This window comes from Lutaonella thermophila, from assembly GCF_055387725.1.
In genome coordinates, this window is the sequence record NZ_AP043783.1 from 1,052,373 (window position 1) to 1,071,226 (window position 18,854).

Here is an 18,854-nt window from a genome sequence, read left to right on the forward strand (position 1 = left end):
TGATATTGTGAAATTAACAACACAGATACCTTTACAAAAGCAAACTCATAATACAATAAGTTACGAGTCTAAATTGCTGTTGTTAGGGTCTTGTTTTGTTGAAAATATTGGGGCTAAGCTTCAATATTACAAGTTTCAATGTACAATCAATCCGTTTGGGATTTTATTTCATCCTGTAGCAATCAAAAATTTTGTAGAACGTGCTGTTAATTTAGATTGGTATGCTGCAAACAATGTTTTTTACCATGAAGATTTGTGGCACTGTTTTGATGCTCATTCTAAACTTAGCGCTAATACACAAGAAGAGGTATTAGCTACTTTAAACAAAAATCTTGAAACTACCAATATGGTGCTAAACCAGGCTACACATGTTGTATTAACGTTGGGTACCTCTTGGGCTTATAGATATATTGAATCTGATGCTATTGTAGCTAATTGCCATAAAGTTCCACAAAAAAAATTCTTGAAAGAGTTGTTGCCGGTTGCATCAATAACAGGTGCATTACAAGATATTTTGGTGCTTTTAAAGAGTGTAAACCCCAAAATCACCGTAATTTTTACGGTATCTCCTGTTAGGCATTTAAAAGATGGTTTTGTAGCGAATAATGTAAGTAAAGCACATTTAATAAGTGCTGTAAACAGCGTGGTTTCTGAACGAGAAAGGGTTTATTATTTTCCTTCGTACGAATTAATGATGGATGAGCTAAGAGATTACAGGTTTTACGAAGCAGACATGATACATCCAAGCCAAATAGCAATAGATTACATTTGGGAAAAATTTAAAAAAGTATGGATAAACGATAATGCTCTATCAACACTAAATCAAGTAGAGTCTATACAAAAAGCATTGTCGCACAAACCCTTTAATGAATCTTCAGAGGCACATAAAAAATTTAAAAACAGACTTCAAGAGCAAATTAAAACCATACAAGCGCACTATCCGTTTATAGAGTTTTAGGTAGAAATTAATTGCTGTAAATATTTCCATCCTCCGCCATTAATCGCATCAATATTATTTAAATTTAAAAATTTTGCAGCCTTTTCAGATCGTATTCCACTGGCACAACAAACTATAACCGGTTTTTGTAAAGCCTTAATTTCATCTAAACGTTGGTGCAGCTCTTGCAACGGTATGTTTTTAGCATTCGTTACACTTCCTTTTTTAAACTCATTAGGTGTTCTAACATCTATAATAACAGCATTGTTTTTTAAAAAACGTTTAACTTTAGTAGCTCGTTTTCTAAAAATAAAGTCAAGCAGTCCCATAACATATTTTTATTGTAATTAATATATTTATTCAAAATTAAGCAAACTACTTTTACATAATGTGATTTAGGTTGCAAATGAAAAAGACAGAAACCCGTAAAGACGAAATTGTTAAAACTGCAGCAAAACTTTTTAAAGAAAAGGGGTATAGTGCTGTTACAATGCGCGATTTGGCCAAAGCAATGGGTATTAAAGCAGCAAGTTTATACAATCATATTAGTTCTAAGCAAGATATACTAATAAACATAATTATCACTTTGGCAGAAACATTTACTGCCGGGATGGAGCAAATAAAACAATCTAATAGTAGTGCCATTGGTAAATTAGAACAAATAATTAGTTTACATGTAAAAATTACGAGTGAGAATACTTACGGGATGGCGTCGTTAAATAATGATTGGATGCATCTTGAAGACCAATTGGCGTACTACTTAACACTCAGAAAAAACTACGAGGAGAACTTTAAAAACATTATCATTCAGGGCATTAAAGAAAAAGAAATTATAGATGCCAACCCTGATGTTTTATTGTTTTCAATGTTATCAACACTTCGCTCTTTATATATCTGGATTCCAAACAAAGAAGATTTAAATACTCAAGAGCTTTCCGCAAGCCTTGCTAACGTTTTAATAAACGGTATAGCAGCTAAACATTAATTTTTTATAAAAACTGTTAATTTACTGATAGTTACCTTGTTAAAAGGTTGCAACTTTTAAAAATTATTTTTTAAATTTGTCTGGCAAACTAACAACTGTTAGTTAAAAATAGGTTAAGAGAAGATGACAGATTTTTATCCCTTAAAAGTTGCGTCGGTATATAAAGAAACCAAAGACTGTGTGGTGGTTTCGTTTTCAATTCCTGAGCACTTAAAAGAAACTTTCAACTTTAAACAAGGTCAGCATATTTCAATAAAAAAAGAGCTAAACGGCCAAGAGGTAAGAAGAAACTACTCGTTGTGTTCTGCTCCTACAGATAATGAGTTTAAAATTGCTATAAAGAAAATTCCTGGCGGAGTGTTTTCTACCTATGCAAATACGCAATTAAAGGCCGGAGATGAGCTCGAAGTAATGCCTCCTCATGGAACTTTTTATGTAGAAGTAGATCCCGCAACACCAAAAAACTACATAGCATTTGCTGCCGGTAGCGGAATTACTCCAATTCTATCAATCATTAAAACACATTTACAGCAAGAACCCAATAGTACCTTTAAGCTGTTTTACTTGAATAGAACCGTAAAATCAATTATCTTTAAAGAAGAAATAGAGCAGCTTAAAAATGAGTATTTTGAGCGCTTTCATGTGTTTTATTTTTTAACAAAAGAACAACGAGATATTCCGTTTTTAAATGGTCGTTTTGACGATGAAAAAATGGAGATTCTCACCAGCACATTTATAGATATTCCAGATACGGCTCACTGCTTTATTTGCGGCCCGGAAGAGATGATTTTCTTAGTTAGAGATAAACTTCAAGAAGCCGGATTAGACAAAAACAAAATACATTACGAGCTGTTTTTCTCCGGAGGATCGGCAGAACAAGATAAACACATTGCCGATGTGCTTGAACAAAAAGTAGATGGCACTCAAGTAACCATAATAGATGGAGGTAAAGAATTCCATTTTGTAATGGAAGATGAGTACGATAATTTATTAGACGGTGCATTGGCTGCCGGAGCCGATTTACCATATGCCTGTAAAGGCGGTGTTTGCAGTACATGTAAATGTAAGGTGGTAGAAGGCTCTGTAGAGATGAAAATAAACTACGCTTTAGAAGAAGAAGATCTAAAAAACAACTTTGTATTAAGTTGTCAGGCTGTACCTACCACCCAAAAAGTAGTGGTAGATTTTGATGTATAAAAGCAACAGAAAAACAAACGCTATGAGCGAAGAACAAATAAAAAGTTTAGAAAAACAATTTGAAGAGCGTATTGCTCGCGATGAAAAAATAGAACCAAAAGACTGGATGCCTGAAAAATACAGGCAAACCCATATACGTCAAATTTCTCAACACGCGCATTCAGAAATTGTTGGGATGCTACCCGAAGGTAACTGGATAACTCGCGCACCTTCTTTACGAAGAAAAGTAGCGCTTTTAGCAAAAGTGCAAGACGAAGCCGGTCATGGGCTATACCTATACAGTGCTTGCGAAACACTTGGAATATCTAGAGAAGAGCTTTATGAGCAATTGCATTCGGGTAAAGCAAAATATTCATCAATTTTTAATTACCCAACCATAACATGGGCAGACATAGGAGCTATTGGCTGGTTGGTAGATGGCGCTGCAATTATTAACCAAGTACCATTATGTAATACATCGTATGGCCCGTATGCACGTGCTATGGTAAGAATTTGTAAAGAAGAAAGCTTTCACCAAAGACAAGGGTACGAGATAATGCTAAAACTTTGTCAGGGTACACCAGAGCAAAAAGAAATGGCTCAAGATGCGCTAAACAGATGGTGGTGGCCGGCACTTATGATGTTCGGTCCAACAGACGATCAATCTGTGCACACAGCACAATCTATGAAGTGGAAGCTTAAGCGTAAAACAAACGATGAGTTACGTCAGCAATTTATAGATCAAACCGTTCCTCAGGCCGAAATTCTAGGGTTAACAATACCGGATCCTGATTTAAAATGGAATGAAGAACGTGGTCATTATGATTTTGGTGAGATAGATTGGGATGAGTTCTGGCAAGTAGTTAAAGGGCATGGCCCGTGTAACAAAGAACGTATGAAAGCCAGAAAAGGTGCCTGGGAACGAGGCGCATGGGTTAGAGAAGCTGCAATGGCTTACGCAGAAAAACAATCAAATAAAAAAATAAATAAAGCAGGTTAATATGAAAAAAGATTGGCCACTTTGGGAAGTTTTTGTTAGAAGTAAAAACGGACTTGAGCATAGACATTTTGGAAGTCTTCATGCAGCCGATGCAGAGATGGCTTTAGAAAATGCCAGAGATGTATATACACGTAGAAACGAAGGAGTTAGTATTTGGGTGGTAGAGTCTAAACATATTAAGGCCTCTAATCCTGAGCACAATGGCGAGTTATTTGAGCCCGCTCAAGATAAGGTTTACAGACATCCCACTTTTTACAATTTGCCCGATGAGGTAAAGCACATGTAACAATATGTTACGGTAAAACTTAAAACAATGAAAAACAATCTATATCAATACATTTTAGGTGTAGCAGATAACTGTTTAATATTGGGGCAGCGATTAGGAGAGCTTTGCGGTCATGGCCCCAGTCTTGAAACAGATATAGCTTTAACCAATATATCATTAGATCTTTTGGGGCAAGTACGTAGTTATTACCAATATGCTGCAAAAGTTATTGGAGGTGATGCCACAGAAGATTCCATTGCATTTTTACGTAAAGAGCGTGAGTATGTTAATGTGTTGTTAGTAGAACAGCCCAATACAGACTTTGCTTACGTTATTGCACGCCAGTTTTTATTTGATGTTTATCACTGGCTGTTTTTAAAAGAGTTAGAAAATAGTAACGATTTAACCTTATCTGCTATCGCTAAAAAGGCCATTAAAGAAGTTAGTTATCACAAACGTTTTTCTACAGATTGGATAAAAAGATTAGGTGATGGTACCGAAGAAAGTCATACAAAAATGCAACAAGCTATAGACGATCTTTGGATGTACACCGATGAACTATTTCATCAAACAGAAGCAGACAAAGAGATGATTAAACAAGGAGTTGGTGTAGATACCCTAAAATTAAAAGACACCTATTACCAAATTGTTAAAGACGTTTTACAAGAAGCTACTATTAAAATCCTTGAATCTAAATATTTTCAAAAAGGAGGCAAGCAAGGAATACATACAGAGCATATGGGCTACATTCTTGCCGAAATGCAATATATGCAACGTGCTTATCCTAATATGGAGTGGTAATCTTATAACTATGTAAGTTATGATAACCCAAGAGCAACATATAGACAAAAAATTACAACCCATTCTGGAAAAGGTGTCAGATCCGGAGATTCCGGTGCTTTCCATATTAGACATGGGTGTTGTAAGAGAAGCGGTTTTAGATAGTGAGGGAGTTGCTCATGTTAAAATAACACCAACTTACAGTGGCTGTCCAGCAATGGATGTTATAGGAGACGATATAAAAAAAGCACTCTCTGAGGCCGGATATAAAGCTAACGTAGAGCTTGTATTATCGCCTGCTTGGACTACCGATTGGATTACAGAAAGAGGAAGGAAAGCGTTGGCCGACTACGGAATTGCACCTCCTTTAGATCCCGAAGCCGATAAACAAGCACTATTAGGCAACAAACAAATAGTAAAATGCACCCAATGTGGGTCTACTAATACAAGGCTGGTTAGCCAGTTTGGTTCTACGGCTTGTAAAGCTATGTTTCAGTGTAACGATTGCCAAGAACCGTTTGATTATTTTAAATGTTTAAAATAACCTGTACTGCCAACAGAACAGGATTTAATTTAAAAAGAAGGTATGAGCAACCCATCTGTAACATGTAATATAAATAATGGCGTAGCCTTTTTAACGCTTAATCGCCCTGAAGTATTTAATAGTTTTAATAGAGAGATGGCACTACGTTTACAAGATTTATTAGATTCTTGTAAGCAAGATAATGCTGTAAGAGCCATCATACTAACCGGAAGCGGTAAAGCGTTTTGCGCCGGACAAGATTTAAAAGAAGTAACCTCGCCCGATCTCAATCCCGGGTTTAAAAAAATTCTTGAAGAACACTACAATCCAATCATACAAAAAATCAGAAATATTCCTAAGCCAATTATTGCTGCCGTAAATGGTGTAGCAGCCGGCGCAGGAGCTAATATTGCCTTAGCTTGCGATATTGTTGTGGCACACGAGCAAGCCAGTTTTATTCAGGCATTTAGTAAAATTGGATTAATACCTGATAGTGCCGGGACATTTTTCTTACCCAGGTTAATTGGTTTTCAAAAAGCCTTAGCATTGTCTATGCTTGGCGATAAAGTGAGTGCTCAAGAAGCAGAAAGTATGGGTATGATTTATAAATGCTTAGCTGCAAATGAGTATGAAGATACAGTAAATAAATTGGCAAATACACTTGCCAATATGCCAACCAGAGCGCTAGGATTAATTAAAGAGGCTTTTAACCAATCATTAACCAATACTTTAGAGCAACAATTAGCTTTAGAATCTAAATTTCAAATAGAAGCCTCGCAAACAGAAGACTACTCAGAAGGAGTAGCAGCCTTTTTAGAAAAAAGAGTCCCTAAGTTTAAAGGAAAATAAAGAACCGAATGATAAAGAATGTTGCAATTATAGGTGCCGGAACAATGGGAAGCGGTATTGCTCAAGTAGCAGCAACTTCAGGTTGTGTGGTAAAATTGTACGATACCAATGATAGCGCTTTAAGTAATGCAAAGTCTAAGCTTTCAAAAATTTTGTCGCGATTAGTAGAAAAAGGCAAAATAGATACTACCGAAAAAGACAGAATTTTAAATAATATACTTTTTGTTAATAATCTCGATGCATTTAAAGATGCCCAACTAGTAATAGAGGCCATTGTAGAGAATTTAGCTGTTAAGCAAGAAGTATTTAAAAAAGTAGAAGCCATAGTTTCATCAGATTGCATAATTGCATCAAATACATCATCATTATCTATAGCGTCAATAGCATCGGCATTACAAAAGCCGGAAAGGTGTATAGGAATTCATTTTTTTAATCCGGCACCTTTAATGAAATTGGTTGAGGTTATTCCGGCAGTTCAAACTGCCAAAGAAATATTAGATGTTGCAGTTACAATAATTTCAGGATGGAATAAAACAGTAGCCATTGCAAAAGATACTCCCGGGTTTATAGTTAATAGAGTAGCGAGACCTTTTTATGGAGAATCGTTACGAATTTATGAAGAAGGTGTAGCCGATTTTGCTACTATAGATTGGAGTTTAAAAACAGTCGGAGGCTTTAAAATGGGACCATTTGAGTTAATGGATTTTATTGGAAACGATGTTAATTATACTGTAACCGAAACCGTATTTAAAGCCTTTTATTACGATCCAAGATACAAACCCTCGTTTACCCAAAAGCGTTTATCAGAAGCAGGCTATTTAGGAAGAAAAACAGGTAAAGGATATTACGATTACTCAGAAGGAGCTCAAAATCCTGAACCCAAAAAAGACAATGCTTTAGCACATTACATTTTTGATAGAGTTTTGGTAATGCTCATAAACGAAGCTGCAGATGCATTGTTTTTAAATATTGCCTCTGCACAAGATATAGACAATGCCATGACCAAAGGAGTAAATTACCCTAAAGGGTTACTTGCCTGGGCAGATGAGAAAGGTATAGAGTGGTGCGTAAATAAGTTAGATGAACTGTACAATGAATACCATGAAGACAGGTACAGATGCAGCCCACTATTAAGAAAAATGGCTAAAGAGGGTAAAAAATTTTATGAGTAGTTTATCATGAAAGGAGCACAGATACCATATAAAATGTTGAGCTTAGATCCTTTTAGCACATGGCTGGGGATAGAAATTTTAGAATGTGAAGTGGGTAGGTGTAAAGTTGGAATGACCGTAAGAAAAGAAATGCTCAACAGTATGGGAAAAGCCCACGGCGGAATTACCTATGCACTTGCCGATACAGCTTTTGGTTTTGCAGCCAATACTCATGGTAAATATGCAGTATCTATAGAAACCTCAATAAATCATATAGAAGCTGTAGAAGCTGGAGATTATTTAACAGCAGAATCTGTCATAGAAAAAGTAAACAACAAATTAGGATTTAATATTATAGAAGTTAAAAGAGAAGATGAGCTTGTGGCACTATTTAAAGGAGTAGTGTACAGAACCTCTAAAGACTGGGAATAATAAAATAGCGTATACATGAAATCAGCATATATAATAGACGGAGTTAGAACACCAATAGGAAGCTATAAAGGAACGCTATCGGCTGTTAGAACAGACGATTTAGGGGCACTTGTAATTAAAGAATTAGTAGAAAGAAACCCCAACATACCAAAAGAAGCATATGATGATGTTATTATGGGGTGTGCCAACCAAGCCGGAGAAGATAACCGTAATGTAGCCAGAATGGCTTTACTGTTAGCCGGATTACCTTATACCGTTCCGGGAGAGACCATAAACAGACTTTGTAGTTCGGGGTTGTCGGCAATTATTCATGCAAACAGAGCTATAAAAGCAGGAGACGGAGACTTGTTTATTTCAGGAGGTGTAGAAAACATGACTCGTGGCCCGTATGTTATTGCAAAACCGTCTAGCGCATTCGGAACCGATGCAAAAATGTATGATTCAAGTTTTGGGTGGCGCTTTATAAATCCTAAAATGGAGCAGCAATATGGTACAGACAGTATGGGTAATACAGCCGAAAACTTGGTAGATAAATATAAAATTTCTAGAGAAGACCAAGACGCTTTTGCATTCTGGAGCCAAATGAAAGCTTCTAAAGCTCAAGAAAATGGAAGATTGGCAAAAGAAATCGTACCGGTAACAATTCCACAACGAAAAAAAGACCCTATAATTTTTAGTAAAGACGAGTTTGTAAAACCAAATACAACATTAGAGGTTTTAGCCAAATTAAAACCTGCATTCAGACCGGACGGAACAGTTACTGCCGGAAATGCATCCGGCTTAAACGATGGTGCTGCAGCTACCATTATTGCTTCAGACGAAGCTGTAAAAAAATACAATCTAAAGCCGTTAGCCAGAATTGTAAGCTCGGCAGTAGTAGGAGTAGAGCCTCGTATAATGGGAATTGGTCCGGTAGAAGCATCAAATAAAGCATTGGCAAAAGCCGGATTAACATTAAACGATATAGATATTATAGAGCTTAACGAAGCATTTGCGGCTCAAGTATTAGCATGTACGCGTGCTTGGGGCATAGAAGATAACGATTCAAGGTTAAACCCTAACGGAGGCTCTATCGCTATAGGGCATCCGCTTGGTGTTACAGGAACAAGAATTTGTTACTCGGCAGCCTTAGAACTTCATGAGCAACAAAAAAAATACGCATTGGTTACCATGTGTGTTGGTGTTGGGCAAGGGTATGCTGCTGTAATAGAAAGAGTTTAAAAAATGAGAATACTTGTAATAGGAGGCAACGGAACTATTGGGAAACGAATCGTAGAAAAACTCGCTAAAGAGAACGAGGTAGTTATTGCCGGAAGAACATCTGGCGATGTACAAGTAGATTTCTCCAATGCAGACTCTATTAAGAGCATGTTTGAAAAAGTGGGTAAAGTAGATGCCATTGTGGTAACAGCCGGTGATGCTAAATGGGATGCATTTACAAACCTTTCTGAAGAAGATTTTTATATAGGAATTAAAAGCAAGTTAATGGGGCAAGTAAATGTAGTTAGAATTGGCAAAGACTACCTTACTTCAGGAGGTTCGATTACGCTAACTACAGGAATTTTGGCTGATGACCCTGTAGATAAAACAACAAGTGCAGCGATGGTTAATGGCGCTATTCACAGTTTTGTTAAAGCAGTAGCTTTAGAACTTACCTCTGTTAGAGTTAATGCTGTTTGTTCTGATTTGGTAGAAGACTCTTATGAGAAGTATAAAGATTATTTTCCGGGTAATACACCAGTGCCAATGCATAAAGTGGTAGATGGTTATGTAAAAAGTATTTTCGGAAAAAATACAGGTAGAATATTTAGAATAATGGCATAAAATCTATTTTATGAAAAAAATACAACATTACGTAACAGGGCAGTGGGTAGAAGGAAAAGACGAAGGAGTGCCGGTTTTTGATGCTGTTACAGGAGAACACATTGCGAATACTGCAGTAGAAGGATTAAATATTCCTGAAATTTTAGAATATGGTAGAACCAAAGGTGGAGAGGTTTTACGAAAAATGACTTTTCAGGAGCGAGGTATGATGCTTAAAAAATTAGCATTATACTTAACCAAAAAAAAGGAAGCCTTCTACGAAATAAGCTACCGTACCGGAGCAACCAGAGTAGATAGCTGGATTGATATTGAGGGTGGTTTTGGCAATTTGTTTGCCAATGCATCATTACGAAAACTTTTCCCAAATCAACCGTTTCATGTAGAGGGAGAACCAATAGATTTGTCTCGAGGCGGACGCTTTATGGCGCATCATATAATGGTGCCTAAACAAGGAGTAGCAGTACATATAAATGCCTTTAACTTTCCGGTGTGGGGTATGTTAGAAAAATGTGCCGTAAACTGGATGGCAGGTGTGCCGGCTGTAGTACTACCTGCACCACAATCTTCTTACTTAGCCGAAGCTGTTGCCCGAGAAATTATAAATTCGGGCATCTTACCCGAAGGTGCATTACAAATTATTAATGGTACAGTAACTACTATTTTAGATACGGTACAATCTCAAGATGTAGTTACTTTTACGGGTTCTGCAGCAACGGGGCAAAAACTAAAAACACATCCGCAACTCATTAAAGAATCTGTTCCGTTTAATATGGAAGCAGACTCCCTTAATGCTTCTATTTTAGGAGAAGATGCAGTGCCGGGAACTCCTGAGTTCGATTTGTTTATTAAAGAGGTTAGAAAAGAGATGACCGTTAAATGTGGTCAAAAATGTACAGCAATAAGAAGAATTATTGTTCCCGAGAAATTAGTTGAAGATGTACAAATAGCGCTTGGTAAAGCTTTAGATAAAGTTACCATTGGAGATCCCAGATTAAAAGAGGTTAGAATGGGGTCATTAATAAGCAAAGAGCAGTTACAAGAAGTAAAAAATAGTGTTCAAGAAATAGCTAAAAAGGCTCAAATAGTTTATGGTAGCTTAGATACGGTAGAAACTATTGGGGCAGATGCTTCTAAAGGAGCTTTCATTAGCCCAATTCTACTCAGAGAAGACAATCCGTTTAATAACCCTGCAGTACATGAGCAAGAAGCATTTGGTCCGGTAAGCACTATTATGCCTTACAAAACATTAGATGAAGCTATTAAACTGTCTCAAATGGGTAAAGGTTCATTAGTTTCATCTATTGTAACCTACAATGATGATATTGCCAGAGAATATGTAGTAAATGCTGCGAGTCATCACGGTAGAATTTTAGTATTAAACCGCGAGAACGCTAAAGAAAGTACCGGGCATGGCTCTCCACTACCAACATTGGTACATGGTGGTCCGGGAAGAGCCGGTGGTGGTGAAGAAATGGGAGGTATGAGAGGTGTTAAGCACTATTTACAGCGCACCGCAATTCAAGGTACACCAACTACATTAACAGAAATTACCGGAATTTATCAACCCAGAGCAAAATATAAAGATGCGCCTCAGCATCCGTTCAAATATCACTGGGAAGATATAGAGCCGGGTATGTCTTTAAAAACTCATAAAAGAACGGTTACAGATACAGACATTATAAATTTTGCAAATGTAACTTGGGATCATTTTTATGCCCACACAGATATTACTTCATTAGAAGGAAGCATTTTCGAAAAGCGTACTGCTCACGGTTACTTTATAATATCTGCAGCAGCAGGCTTGTTTGTTTATCCAAATAAAGGTCCGGTAGCTGCAAATTATGGTTTAGAAGAATGCCGTTTTTTACGTCCAATCTATCACAATGATACTATTTATGTTAGGTTAACCTGTAAGCAAAAAATAGACAGAGATGCTCGTGGTAAAGAGCTGCCAAGTGGCATAGTGAAATGGTATGTAGAAGTTTTTGATGCAGATGATGAACTGGTTGCAATTGCTACCATTTTAACAATGGTGCAAAAAAAGCAAACTACTTTTGTTGAGATGACTACCCAAAAAATTAAAGAGTGTTTGGCAAAACTAACGCCAGAAACTAAACCCAAGTGGGGTAGTTTAACTGCTCAGCAAATGGTAGAACACTTAGAATATACATACCGAATTGCTTCAGGAGAAATTCAAGATTTTGAAATTGCTACCCCTGATAAAATCTTAGAGAAAGTACAAGCCACTTTATATAATTACGAAAAAATGCCTCGAGAGTATAATTTCCCATTGGCAGAACAAAGCAAAATCACCTCACATAAACACCCGGATTTACAAACTGCTATAGAGAAAATTTTGGAGGCTAGAGAAAATTATGTAGCGTTTTTTAAAGAAAATCCTGAGGCTATAACTAAAAATGTGGTTTTTGGAGAGCTAAATAAGTTTGAGTGGTATTTACTGGAACGCAAACATTTAAATCATCATTTTGAACAATTTGGAATACTATAAGTTATGACACAACCATACGTAAAACAACATATTGAAAACGGAGTAGGGTATATAGAATTTTTTCATCCGGCACATAACTCTTTGCCGGGAGATATTTTGGCAAAGCTGGCACAAACCATAACAGAAGCCGGTCAGAATGACCAAATAAAAGTAATAGTGTTAAAAAGTGGGGGAGATCGTACTTTTTGTGCCGGGGCAAGCTTTAAAGAGCTTATAAATATTGATGATGCAGAAAGCGGAAAAGTGTTTTTCTCTGGCTTTGCTAACGTAATAAATGCCATGAGAAAGTGTCCAAAGTTTATAATAGGTAGAGTACAAGGGAAAACTGTTGGTGGCGGTGTTGGTTTGGCATCGGCTACAGACTATTGTATGGCCACACAATATGCAGCAATTAAATTAAGTGAGCTTAATGTAGGTATAGGTCCGTTTGTTGTTGGTCCGGCAGTAGCTAGAAAAATGGGATTAAGTGCTATGTCTCAAATAGCAATAGATGCTAATACTTTTTATCCGGCTCAGTGGGCTTTACAAAAAGGACTTTACACGCATGTTTTTGAAACTACAGAAGCGTTAGACAAAGCCGTTAAAGAATTTGCAGAGAATTTGTGCAACTACAATCCGGAAGCCATGGCAGAGATGAAAGCTATGTTCTGGGAAGGAACAGAACATTGGGACACATTATTGGCAGAGCGCGCTAAAATTAGTGGAAGATTAGTGTTGAGCGATTTTACAAAAGAGACATTAAAACGCTTTAAGTAATAAAAATGATTTACAGTTTTAAAGGTTACATACCCATTGTACACGAAAGCAGTTTTGTTCACCCGCTGGCTGCAGTAACCGGTAATGTTATTATCGGGAAAAACTGTTATGTAGGACCCGGAGCTGCAATTAGAGGAGATTGGGGGCAAATAATTTTAGAAGACGGTGTTAATGTACAAGAAAACTGTACCGTACATATGTTTCCGGGTAAAAGTATTACCCTAAAAAAAAGCGCTCATGTGGGGCACGGTGCCGTTATACACGGTGCCAATTTGGGTGAAAACTGCCTTATAGGTATGAATAGTGTTATTATGGACGATGCAGAAATTGGAGATGAATGTATTGTTGGTGCTATGACTTTTATTAAGGCAGAAACTAAAATACCAAGAAGGAGTTTAGTTGTTGGTAATCCGGCTAAAATTGTAAAAGAAGTAACCGATGAGATGATAGCCTGGAAAACAAAAGGAACAGAGCTTTACCAACAACTTCCGGCAGATTGTTTTGAGAGTTTGCAAGAAGTAGAGCCTTTGCGAAAAGTACCGAAAAATCAAAAAGTACAAGACGCATTTTACGATACATTGCGAGATTTTTTAAAAAACAAATAACCTTTTTAGGTTAAATTTTAGAGAGAATTACAAGTTTTAAACTAACAAACATTAGTTAATAAGATGGCGGAGTTTGAGTTAAAAATGCCCAAAATGGGAGAGAGTATTACCGAAGGAACCATAATTAATTGGTTGGTAGAGGAAGGTGATACTTTTAATGAGGGCGATATTTTATTAGAAGTTGCTACAGATAAAGTAGATAACGAGGTGCCTGCTCCGGCAGCCGGCACACTTGTAAAAAAATTATGTAATCCTAAAGACGTTGTTCCGGTTGGTAATGCCATTGCTATTTTAGAAGTTTCCAATAAGCCAAAGCAATCAGAAGAATCTTCTTCAAAAGAAACTCAAAATAAATCAGAAACTAAACCTCAAAACAAAGTTGCTAAACCCAAAAAGCCTAAGTTTCAACAGACTGTTCAACAAACAGCTACAACTTCGGTTGGTATTCAAAACAACACCTTTTTTTCGCCATTAATAGTAAGTATAGCAAAAGCACATCATATAAGTTTTGAAGAATTAGCCAGAATTCCGGCTACCGGAAAGGATGGCAGATTACGAAAAAGCGATTTGTATGCTTACATAGAGCAAGGCAGACCATACAAATTTAGTCAACCGGTAGTACAAGATCCTACAGCATACAGAATACCACAATTAAATTTAGATAAAGGTACCGGCCGTATAGTAGAGATGGATAGAATGCGCCAAATGATTGCCGATCATATGGTGTACTCTAAGCATACCTCACCGCATGTAACAGCATATGTAGAAGCAGATTTAACAGAGATGGTAAACTGGCGTAATGCCAATAAAGATGCCTTTTACAAAAAGTATGGAGAAAAGTTAACCTTTACACCGCTTTTTGTAGAGGCTGTTGCAAAGGCAATTAAAGATTTCCCAATGATTAATGCTTCTGTAGATGGCACAAAAATTATTGTAAAAGATACAATTAACATTGGTATGGCAACAGCGTTGCCAAGTGGAAATCTAATAGTTCCTGTTGTAAAAGAAGCCGATAAAAAACAGCTACCCGAACTAGCTAAAAATGTGAATGAGCTGGCAACAAAAGCAAGAGAAAATAAACTCTCAGGAGACGAAATTAAAGGAAGCACCTTTACTATATCAAACGTAGGTACGTTTGGTAGTTTAATGGGAACACCAATAATAAATCAGCCGGAAGTTGCTATTCTGGCCTTAGGAATTATTAAAAAAAGAGCTGAAGTTATAGAGACCCCTAAAGGCGATGAAATTGCCATTAGAAACATGATGTACCTCTCCCTTTCTTTTGATCACCGTGTGGTTGATGGTTATTTGGGAGGTTCATTTTTACGTCGTGTAGCCGATTATTTAGAACAGTTTGATACTAGTAGAACCTTTTAAAAACGTAAAAGTCATGTCGTACAACATCACTATCCATAAAACAACAGCATCTAAAATTAATGAGTTAGACTTTAATAACATTCCTCTTGGTATGAAGTTTACAGACCACATGTTTGTTTGTGACTACCAAGACGGAAATTGGCAAAACCCCAGAATAGTGCCAATGGATGATATTAAACTGCATCCTGCAGCCATGGCACTACACTATGGGCAAGCTATTTTTGAAGGAATGAAAGCTACCTTAAGTCACGATGGCAAGCCTTTACTGTTTAGACCCGAACAAAACGCAAAACGACTAAACTTTAGTGCTAAACGTATGGGAATGCCAACCATTCCTGAAGAGTTGTTTTTAGAAGGATTGTATAAACTAATTGGGTTAGATGCTAATTGGATACCACCACAAGAAGGGAGTGCACTTTACATAAGACCTTATATGTTTGCCGACGAAGGCTTTATTGGTATGAGAGCAGCAACATCATATAAATTTATGATTATTTGCTCTCCGGCCGGACCGCTTTACAACAAGCCAATAAAACTTTATGCAGAAACAGAATATATAAGAGCAGCCGATGGTGGTACTGGTGCAGCAAAGGCAGCAGGTAACTATGCAGCTGCAATTTTGCCTACAGAAAAAGCTAAGGCTAAAGGGTTTGACCAAGTATTGTGGTTAGACGCTAAAGAACACAAGTATATTCAAGAGGTAGGCACAATGAATATTTTCTTTAAAATAGACGGAAAGTTCATTACACCTAGTCTAAACGGCTCTATTTTGGCGGGAATAACAAGAGATAGCGTTATTACACTCTTAAAAGACAAAGGGTATGAGGTAGAAGAGCGACCAATTACCATACACGAAATAATAGAAAGTGCCAAGCAAGGAAAGTTAGAAGAAGCATTTGGTACAGGTACAGCCGTATTTATTACCATGATATCTGAGATTGGTTATAAAGATGAGGTTATAAAAATATCAGACGAAAACCCTGTTGCAACTTGGGTTACAAATACCATGAACGCAATACGCTCTGGCTCAGCACCAGATAAGTTTAATTGGATGAAAACAGTAAATACCAATGTGGGCGTTTCCTCTAACTAGTTAGAGGTCGGGCTTTACACTATATCTCCCAATAGGTTGGGAGGATGTCGTTTCAATCCCTAACGCAAAAACAGATGAAAACATGAAGGCAGTGAAAGAGAAAGAAAACGTACAAACCAATAGCATGAACAAACAAACACTAATACAAGCATTTACAAACCTTTGTACAGCAAAAGCTATGGCAGAGCTGTACGAAGAAAACTTTAAAGTAGTTTCTAAGTATGTTCATGCTACTTCACGTGGGCATGAGGTAATACAAACGGCTTTAGGTATGCAATTGCTACCACAAGATTATGTATTCCCGTACTACAGAGACGATGCCATGCTATTAGCAATAGGTATGCGTCCGTATCATTTAATGCTTCAAGTATTAGCCAAAAAAGATGATCCGTTTTCTGGAGGCCGCACCTACTATTCGCATCCCAGTTTAAATGACCCCGATAAGCCTAAAATTCCACATCAATCATCTGCAACCGGTATGCAAGCAATACCTGCTACCGGAGTTGCTATGGGAATACAGTACAAAGAAATTCAGAGATTAGACGATAAGAATCTAGAACAAAAGCCCATTTCGGTTTGCTCTTTAGGTGACGCATCTGTAACCGAAGGAGAAGTAGCCGAAGCGTTCCAGATGGCAGCCTTAAAGCAAATGCCAATTTTATATTTAGTACAAGATAACGGGTGGGATATTTCGGCTAACGAAGCAGAAACAAGAGCCCAAAATGCTGCAGAATATGCAAAAGGCTTTCATGGTTTAGAGGCTGTTTCTATAGATGGTACAGATTTTTTAGAAAGTTTTACTACGCTACAAAAAGTAATTAAGACTATAAGAGAAGAGCGAAGACCTTTTTTGGTTCATGCTAAAGTTCCGTTGTTAAACCATCATACTTCAGGAGTTAGAATGGAGTGGTACAGAGATGATTTAGAAGAGGCTAGAGCAAGAGATCCGTACCCAAAACTAAAGCAGTTGTTGCTAGATAACGGGATTACTTTAAAAGAGATTGAAGCAATAGAAGAGAAAGTAAAGAAAACGGTATCAGCAGATTATAATGAAGCTCTTAAAGCCGAAGACCCTAAACCTGAAGATTTATTTACACACGATTTTGCCCCAACTCCTATAACCCAAGAGCAAGGAGAAAGGGAGCCTAAAAATGCAGATAAAGTGGTTATGGTAGATTGTGCTTTATTTGCTATAGAGGAACTTATGGCAAAGCACAAAGAGTGCTTACTATATGGGCAAGATGTTGGCGGACGATTAGGAGGCGTTTTTAGAGAAGCAGCTACACTGGCGCAGAAATTTGGAGACAGCAGAGTGTTTAATACGCCAATTCAAGAAGCATTTATTGTGGGTTCTACCGTTGGTATGAGTGCGGTTGGGTTAAAACCCATTGTAGAGGTTCAGTTTGCAGATTATATTTGGCCGGGCCTAAACCAACTATTTACAGAAGTTAGTAGAAGCTGCTACCTTTCTAACGGGAAATGGCCTGTTAGCATGATTTTAAGAGTGCCAATAGGGGCTTATGGTAGTGGTGGTCCGTACCATTCATCATCTGTAGAGAGTGTAGTTACTAATATTAGAGGAATTAAAATAGCTTACCCAAGCAACGGAGCCGATTTAAAGGGATTAATGAAAGCAGCTTATTATGATCCTAACCCTGTTGTTATTTTTGAGCACAAAGGGTTGTATTGGAGTAAAGTTCCGGGCACTCAAAGAGCTACATCTATAGAGCCTTCAGAAGACTACATATTGCCGTTTGGTAAAGCCAATGTGGTTCAAGAAATCTGGAAGCAAGAAGAGCAAGAAACGGTTTCTGTAATTACATATGGTATGGGTGTACATTGGGCTTTAAATGCTGCTCAAGAGCTAGGACTACAAGACACCATAGAGGTTGTAGATTTAAGAACATTACACCCAATAGATTATAAAACGGTGTTTGATTCGGTTAAAAAATGTGGTAAGTGCTTAGTAGTAACCGAAGAACCATCAGAAAATACGTTTGCTCGTGCTCTTGCCGGAAAAATACAAGAAGAATGTTTTACATATTTAGATGCTCCGGTAATGGTAATTGGTAGTGAAAACTTACCGGCTATACCATTAAATAGTACTTTAGAGCAAACCATGATACCATCAACAGAAAAAGTAAAACAAAAAATACAACTTTTATTAGACTACTAACCAATTGTTTACACAGTAAGTTGTAGACATCACTTTTGCTTTTTAAAAGGAGCTTTCTAAGCTCCTTTTTTTACAATTTTTAAGATTTTTTAGCAGGTTTTTAACAATGAAAAACGGTTGTTTTTCTTACATTTTATTTAAACCAAAAAAGTTAAAAACTATGAAAAAGAGTATAATTGCTATTGCAACAGTTTTGTGTTTAACCGTTTTGTTTGTATCGTGTAAAGAAGAACCAAAAACAGAAGCCCAAAAGCAAATGGAAGCAATGAAAGCTGAAGGGGCAGAAGTGAAAATTAAAAAAGATGAAGATGAAACTAAAATTAAAGTAGAAACCGACAACAAAGAGTTAAAAATTAAGAAAGAAGAAGGAGATACTGTTAAAGTAAAAGTAGAAGACGATAGTAAATAACAAAAAA

20 protein-coding genes are annotated in these 18,854 nt (G+C 37.0%); 19 read left to right on the plus strand and 1 reads right to left on the minus strand.

All coding sequences use genetic code 11. From position 1 onward, the window contains the following. Window positions 1-7 precede the first annotated feature (7 nt). Window positions 8-958, plus strand: coding sequence for a GSCFA domain-containing protein (locus tag ACZ5CF_RS04780; RefSeq protein ID WP_464580705.1), 951 nt, complete (start codon window positions 8-10; stop codon window positions 956-958). On the opposite strand, the gene ACZ5CF_RS04785 is transcribed toward ACZ5CF_RS04780, so the two are convergent. Next, the gene (locus tag ACZ5CF_RS04785) at window positions 955-1,266 is read right to left on the minus strand and encodes a rhodanese-like domain-containing protein (RefSeq protein WP_464580706.1); all 312 of its coding nucleotides are present in this window, start codon (window positions 1,264-1,266) and stop codon (window positions 955-957) included. The two genes, ACZ5CF_RS04780 and ACZ5CF_RS04785, sit on opposite strands and share 4 nt — an antisense overlap. 77 nt (window positions 1,267-1,343) lie before the next feature. On the opposite strand from ACZ5CF_RS04785, the gene ACZ5CF_RS04790 reads away from it, so the two are divergent. From ACZ5CF_RS04790 to ACZ5CF_RS04875, 18 genes are all read left to right on the plus strand, one after another. Further along, window positions 1,344-1,922 carry a TetR/AcrR family transcriptional regulator gene (locus ACZ5CF_RS04790; protein WP_464580707.1) on the plus strand — a complete coding sequence of 193 codons (579 nt, stop codon included), beginning with the start codon at window positions 1,344-1,346 and terminating at the stop codon, window positions 1,920-1,922. Window positions 1,923-2,045: 123 nt separating this feature from the next. After that, window positions 2,046-3,119, plus strand: a complete 1,074-nt coding sequence (gene paaE, locus ACZ5CF_RS04795) for a 1,2-phenylacetyl-CoA epoxidase subunit PaaE (RefSeq protein ID WP_464580708.1) — start codon at window positions 2,046-2,048, stop codon at window positions 3,117-3,119. A gap of 22 nt (window positions 3,120-3,141) precedes the next feature. Further along, window positions 3,142-4,098, plus strand: coding sequence for a 1,2-phenylacetyl-CoA epoxidase subunit PaaA (gene paaA / locus ACZ5CF_RS04800; RefSeq protein ID WP_464580709.1), 957 nt, complete (start codon window positions 3,142-3,144; stop codon window positions 4,096-4,098). Between the two features lies 1 nt (window position 4,099). Then, the gene (gene paaB / locus ACZ5CF_RS04805; RefSeq protein ID WP_464580710.1) at window positions 4,100-4,384 is read left to right on the plus strand and encodes a 1,2-phenylacetyl-CoA epoxidase subunit PaaB; all 285 of its coding nucleotides are present in this window, start codon (window positions 4,100-4,102) and stop codon (window positions 4,382-4,384) included. A gap of 27 nt (window positions 4,385-4,411) precedes the next feature. Continuing rightward, a complete protein-coding gene (gene paaC / locus ACZ5CF_RS04810; protein ID WP_464580711.1) occupies window positions 4,412-5,164 on the plus strand; it encodes a 1,2-phenylacetyl-CoA epoxidase subunit PaaC in 753 nt (250 codons plus the stop codon). A 19-nt stretch (window positions 5,165-5,183) separates the two neighbouring features. Next, complete coding sequence (gene paaD, locus ACZ5CF_RS04815) at window positions 5,184-5,687, plus strand: 1,2-phenylacetyl-CoA epoxidase subunit PaaD (protein WP_464580712.1); 504 nt, start codon at window positions 5,184-5,186, stop codon at window positions 5,685-5,687. Window positions 5,688-5,729: 42 nt separating this feature from the next. Next, the gene (locus tag ACZ5CF_RS04820; protein ID WP_464580713.1) at window positions 5,730-6,515 is read left to right on the plus strand and encodes an enoyl-CoA hydratase-related protein; all 786 of its coding nucleotides are present in this window, start codon (window positions 5,730-5,732) and stop codon (window positions 6,513-6,515) included. Between the two features lie 8 nt (window positions 6,516-6,523). After that, the gene (locus ACZ5CF_RS04825) at window positions 6,524-7,687 is read left to right on the plus strand and encodes a 3-hydroxyacyl-CoA dehydrogenase NAD-binding domain-containing protein (protein ID WP_464580714.1); all 1,164 of its coding nucleotides are present in this window, start codon (window positions 6,524-6,526) and stop codon (window positions 7,685-7,687) included. A gap of 6 nt (window positions 7,688-7,693) precedes the next feature. Beyond that, window positions 7,694-8,098, plus strand: a complete 405-nt coding sequence (locus ACZ5CF_RS04830) for a PaaI family thioesterase (protein ID WP_464580715.1) — start codon at window positions 7,694-7,696, stop codon at window positions 8,096-8,098. 15 nt (window positions 8,099-8,113) lie between these two features. After that, window positions 8,114-9,319 (plus strand): 3-oxoadipyl-CoA thiolase, encoded by a 1,206-nt coding sequence (gene pcaF, locus ACZ5CF_RS04835; RefSeq protein ID WP_464580716.1) that lies wholly within the window; start codon window positions 8,114-8,116, stop codon window positions 9,317-9,319. A 3-nt stretch (window positions 9,320-9,322) separates the two neighbouring features. Continuing rightward, on the plus strand, window positions 9,323-9,922 hold the full coding sequence (locus tag ACZ5CF_RS04840) for a short chain dehydrogenase (protein ID WP_464580717.1): 600 nt from the start codon (window positions 9,323-9,325) through the stop codon (window positions 9,920-9,922). A 10-nt stretch (window positions 9,923-9,932) separates the two neighbouring features. Beyond that, window positions 9,933-12,431 (plus strand): phenylacetic acid degradation bifunctional protein PaaZ, encoded by a 2,499-nt coding sequence (paaZ, locus tag ACZ5CF_RS04845; protein ID WP_464580718.1) that lies wholly within the window; start codon window positions 9,933-9,935, stop codon window positions 12,429-12,431. Window positions 12,432-12,434: 3 nt separating this feature from the next. Continuing rightward, on the plus strand, window positions 12,435-13,187 hold the full coding sequence (locus tag ACZ5CF_RS04850; protein WP_464580719.1) for an enoyl-CoA hydratase/isomerase family protein: 753 nt from the start codon (window positions 12,435-12,437) through the stop codon (window positions 13,185-13,187). 5 nt (window positions 13,188-13,192) lie between these two features. Further along, the gene (locus tag ACZ5CF_RS04855) at window positions 13,193-13,792 is read left to right on the plus strand and encodes an acyltransferase (protein WP_464580720.1); all 600 of its coding nucleotides are present in this window, start codon (window positions 13,193-13,195) and stop codon (window positions 13,790-13,792) included. 84 nt (window positions 13,793-13,876) lie between these two features. Next, window positions 13,877-15,169, plus strand: coding sequence for a dihydrolipoamide acetyltransferase family protein (locus ACZ5CF_RS04860; protein ID WP_464580831.1), 1,293 nt, complete (start codon window positions 13,877-13,879; stop codon window positions 15,167-15,169). A 13-nt stretch (window positions 15,170-15,182) separates the two neighbouring features. After that, window positions 15,183-16,262, plus strand: coding sequence for a branched-chain amino acid aminotransferase (locus tag ACZ5CF_RS04865; RefSeq protein ID WP_464580721.1), 1,080 nt, complete (start codon window positions 15,183-15,185; stop codon window positions 16,260-16,262). Between the two features lie 124 nt (window positions 16,263-16,386). Then, window positions 16,387-18,438 carry an alpha-ketoacid dehydrogenase subunit alpha/beta gene (locus tag ACZ5CF_RS04870; RefSeq protein ID WP_464580832.1) on the plus strand — a complete coding sequence of 684 codons (2,052 nt, stop codon included), beginning with the start codon at window positions 16,387-16,389 and terminating at the stop codon, window positions 18,436-18,438. A gap of 160 nt (window positions 18,439-18,598) precedes the next feature. Next, window positions 18,599-18,847 (plus strand): hypothetical protein, encoded by a 249-nt coding sequence (locus ACZ5CF_RS04875; protein WP_464580722.1) that lies wholly within the window; start codon window positions 18,599-18,601, stop codon window positions 18,845-18,847. Window positions 18,848-18,854 lie beyond the last annotated feature (7 nt).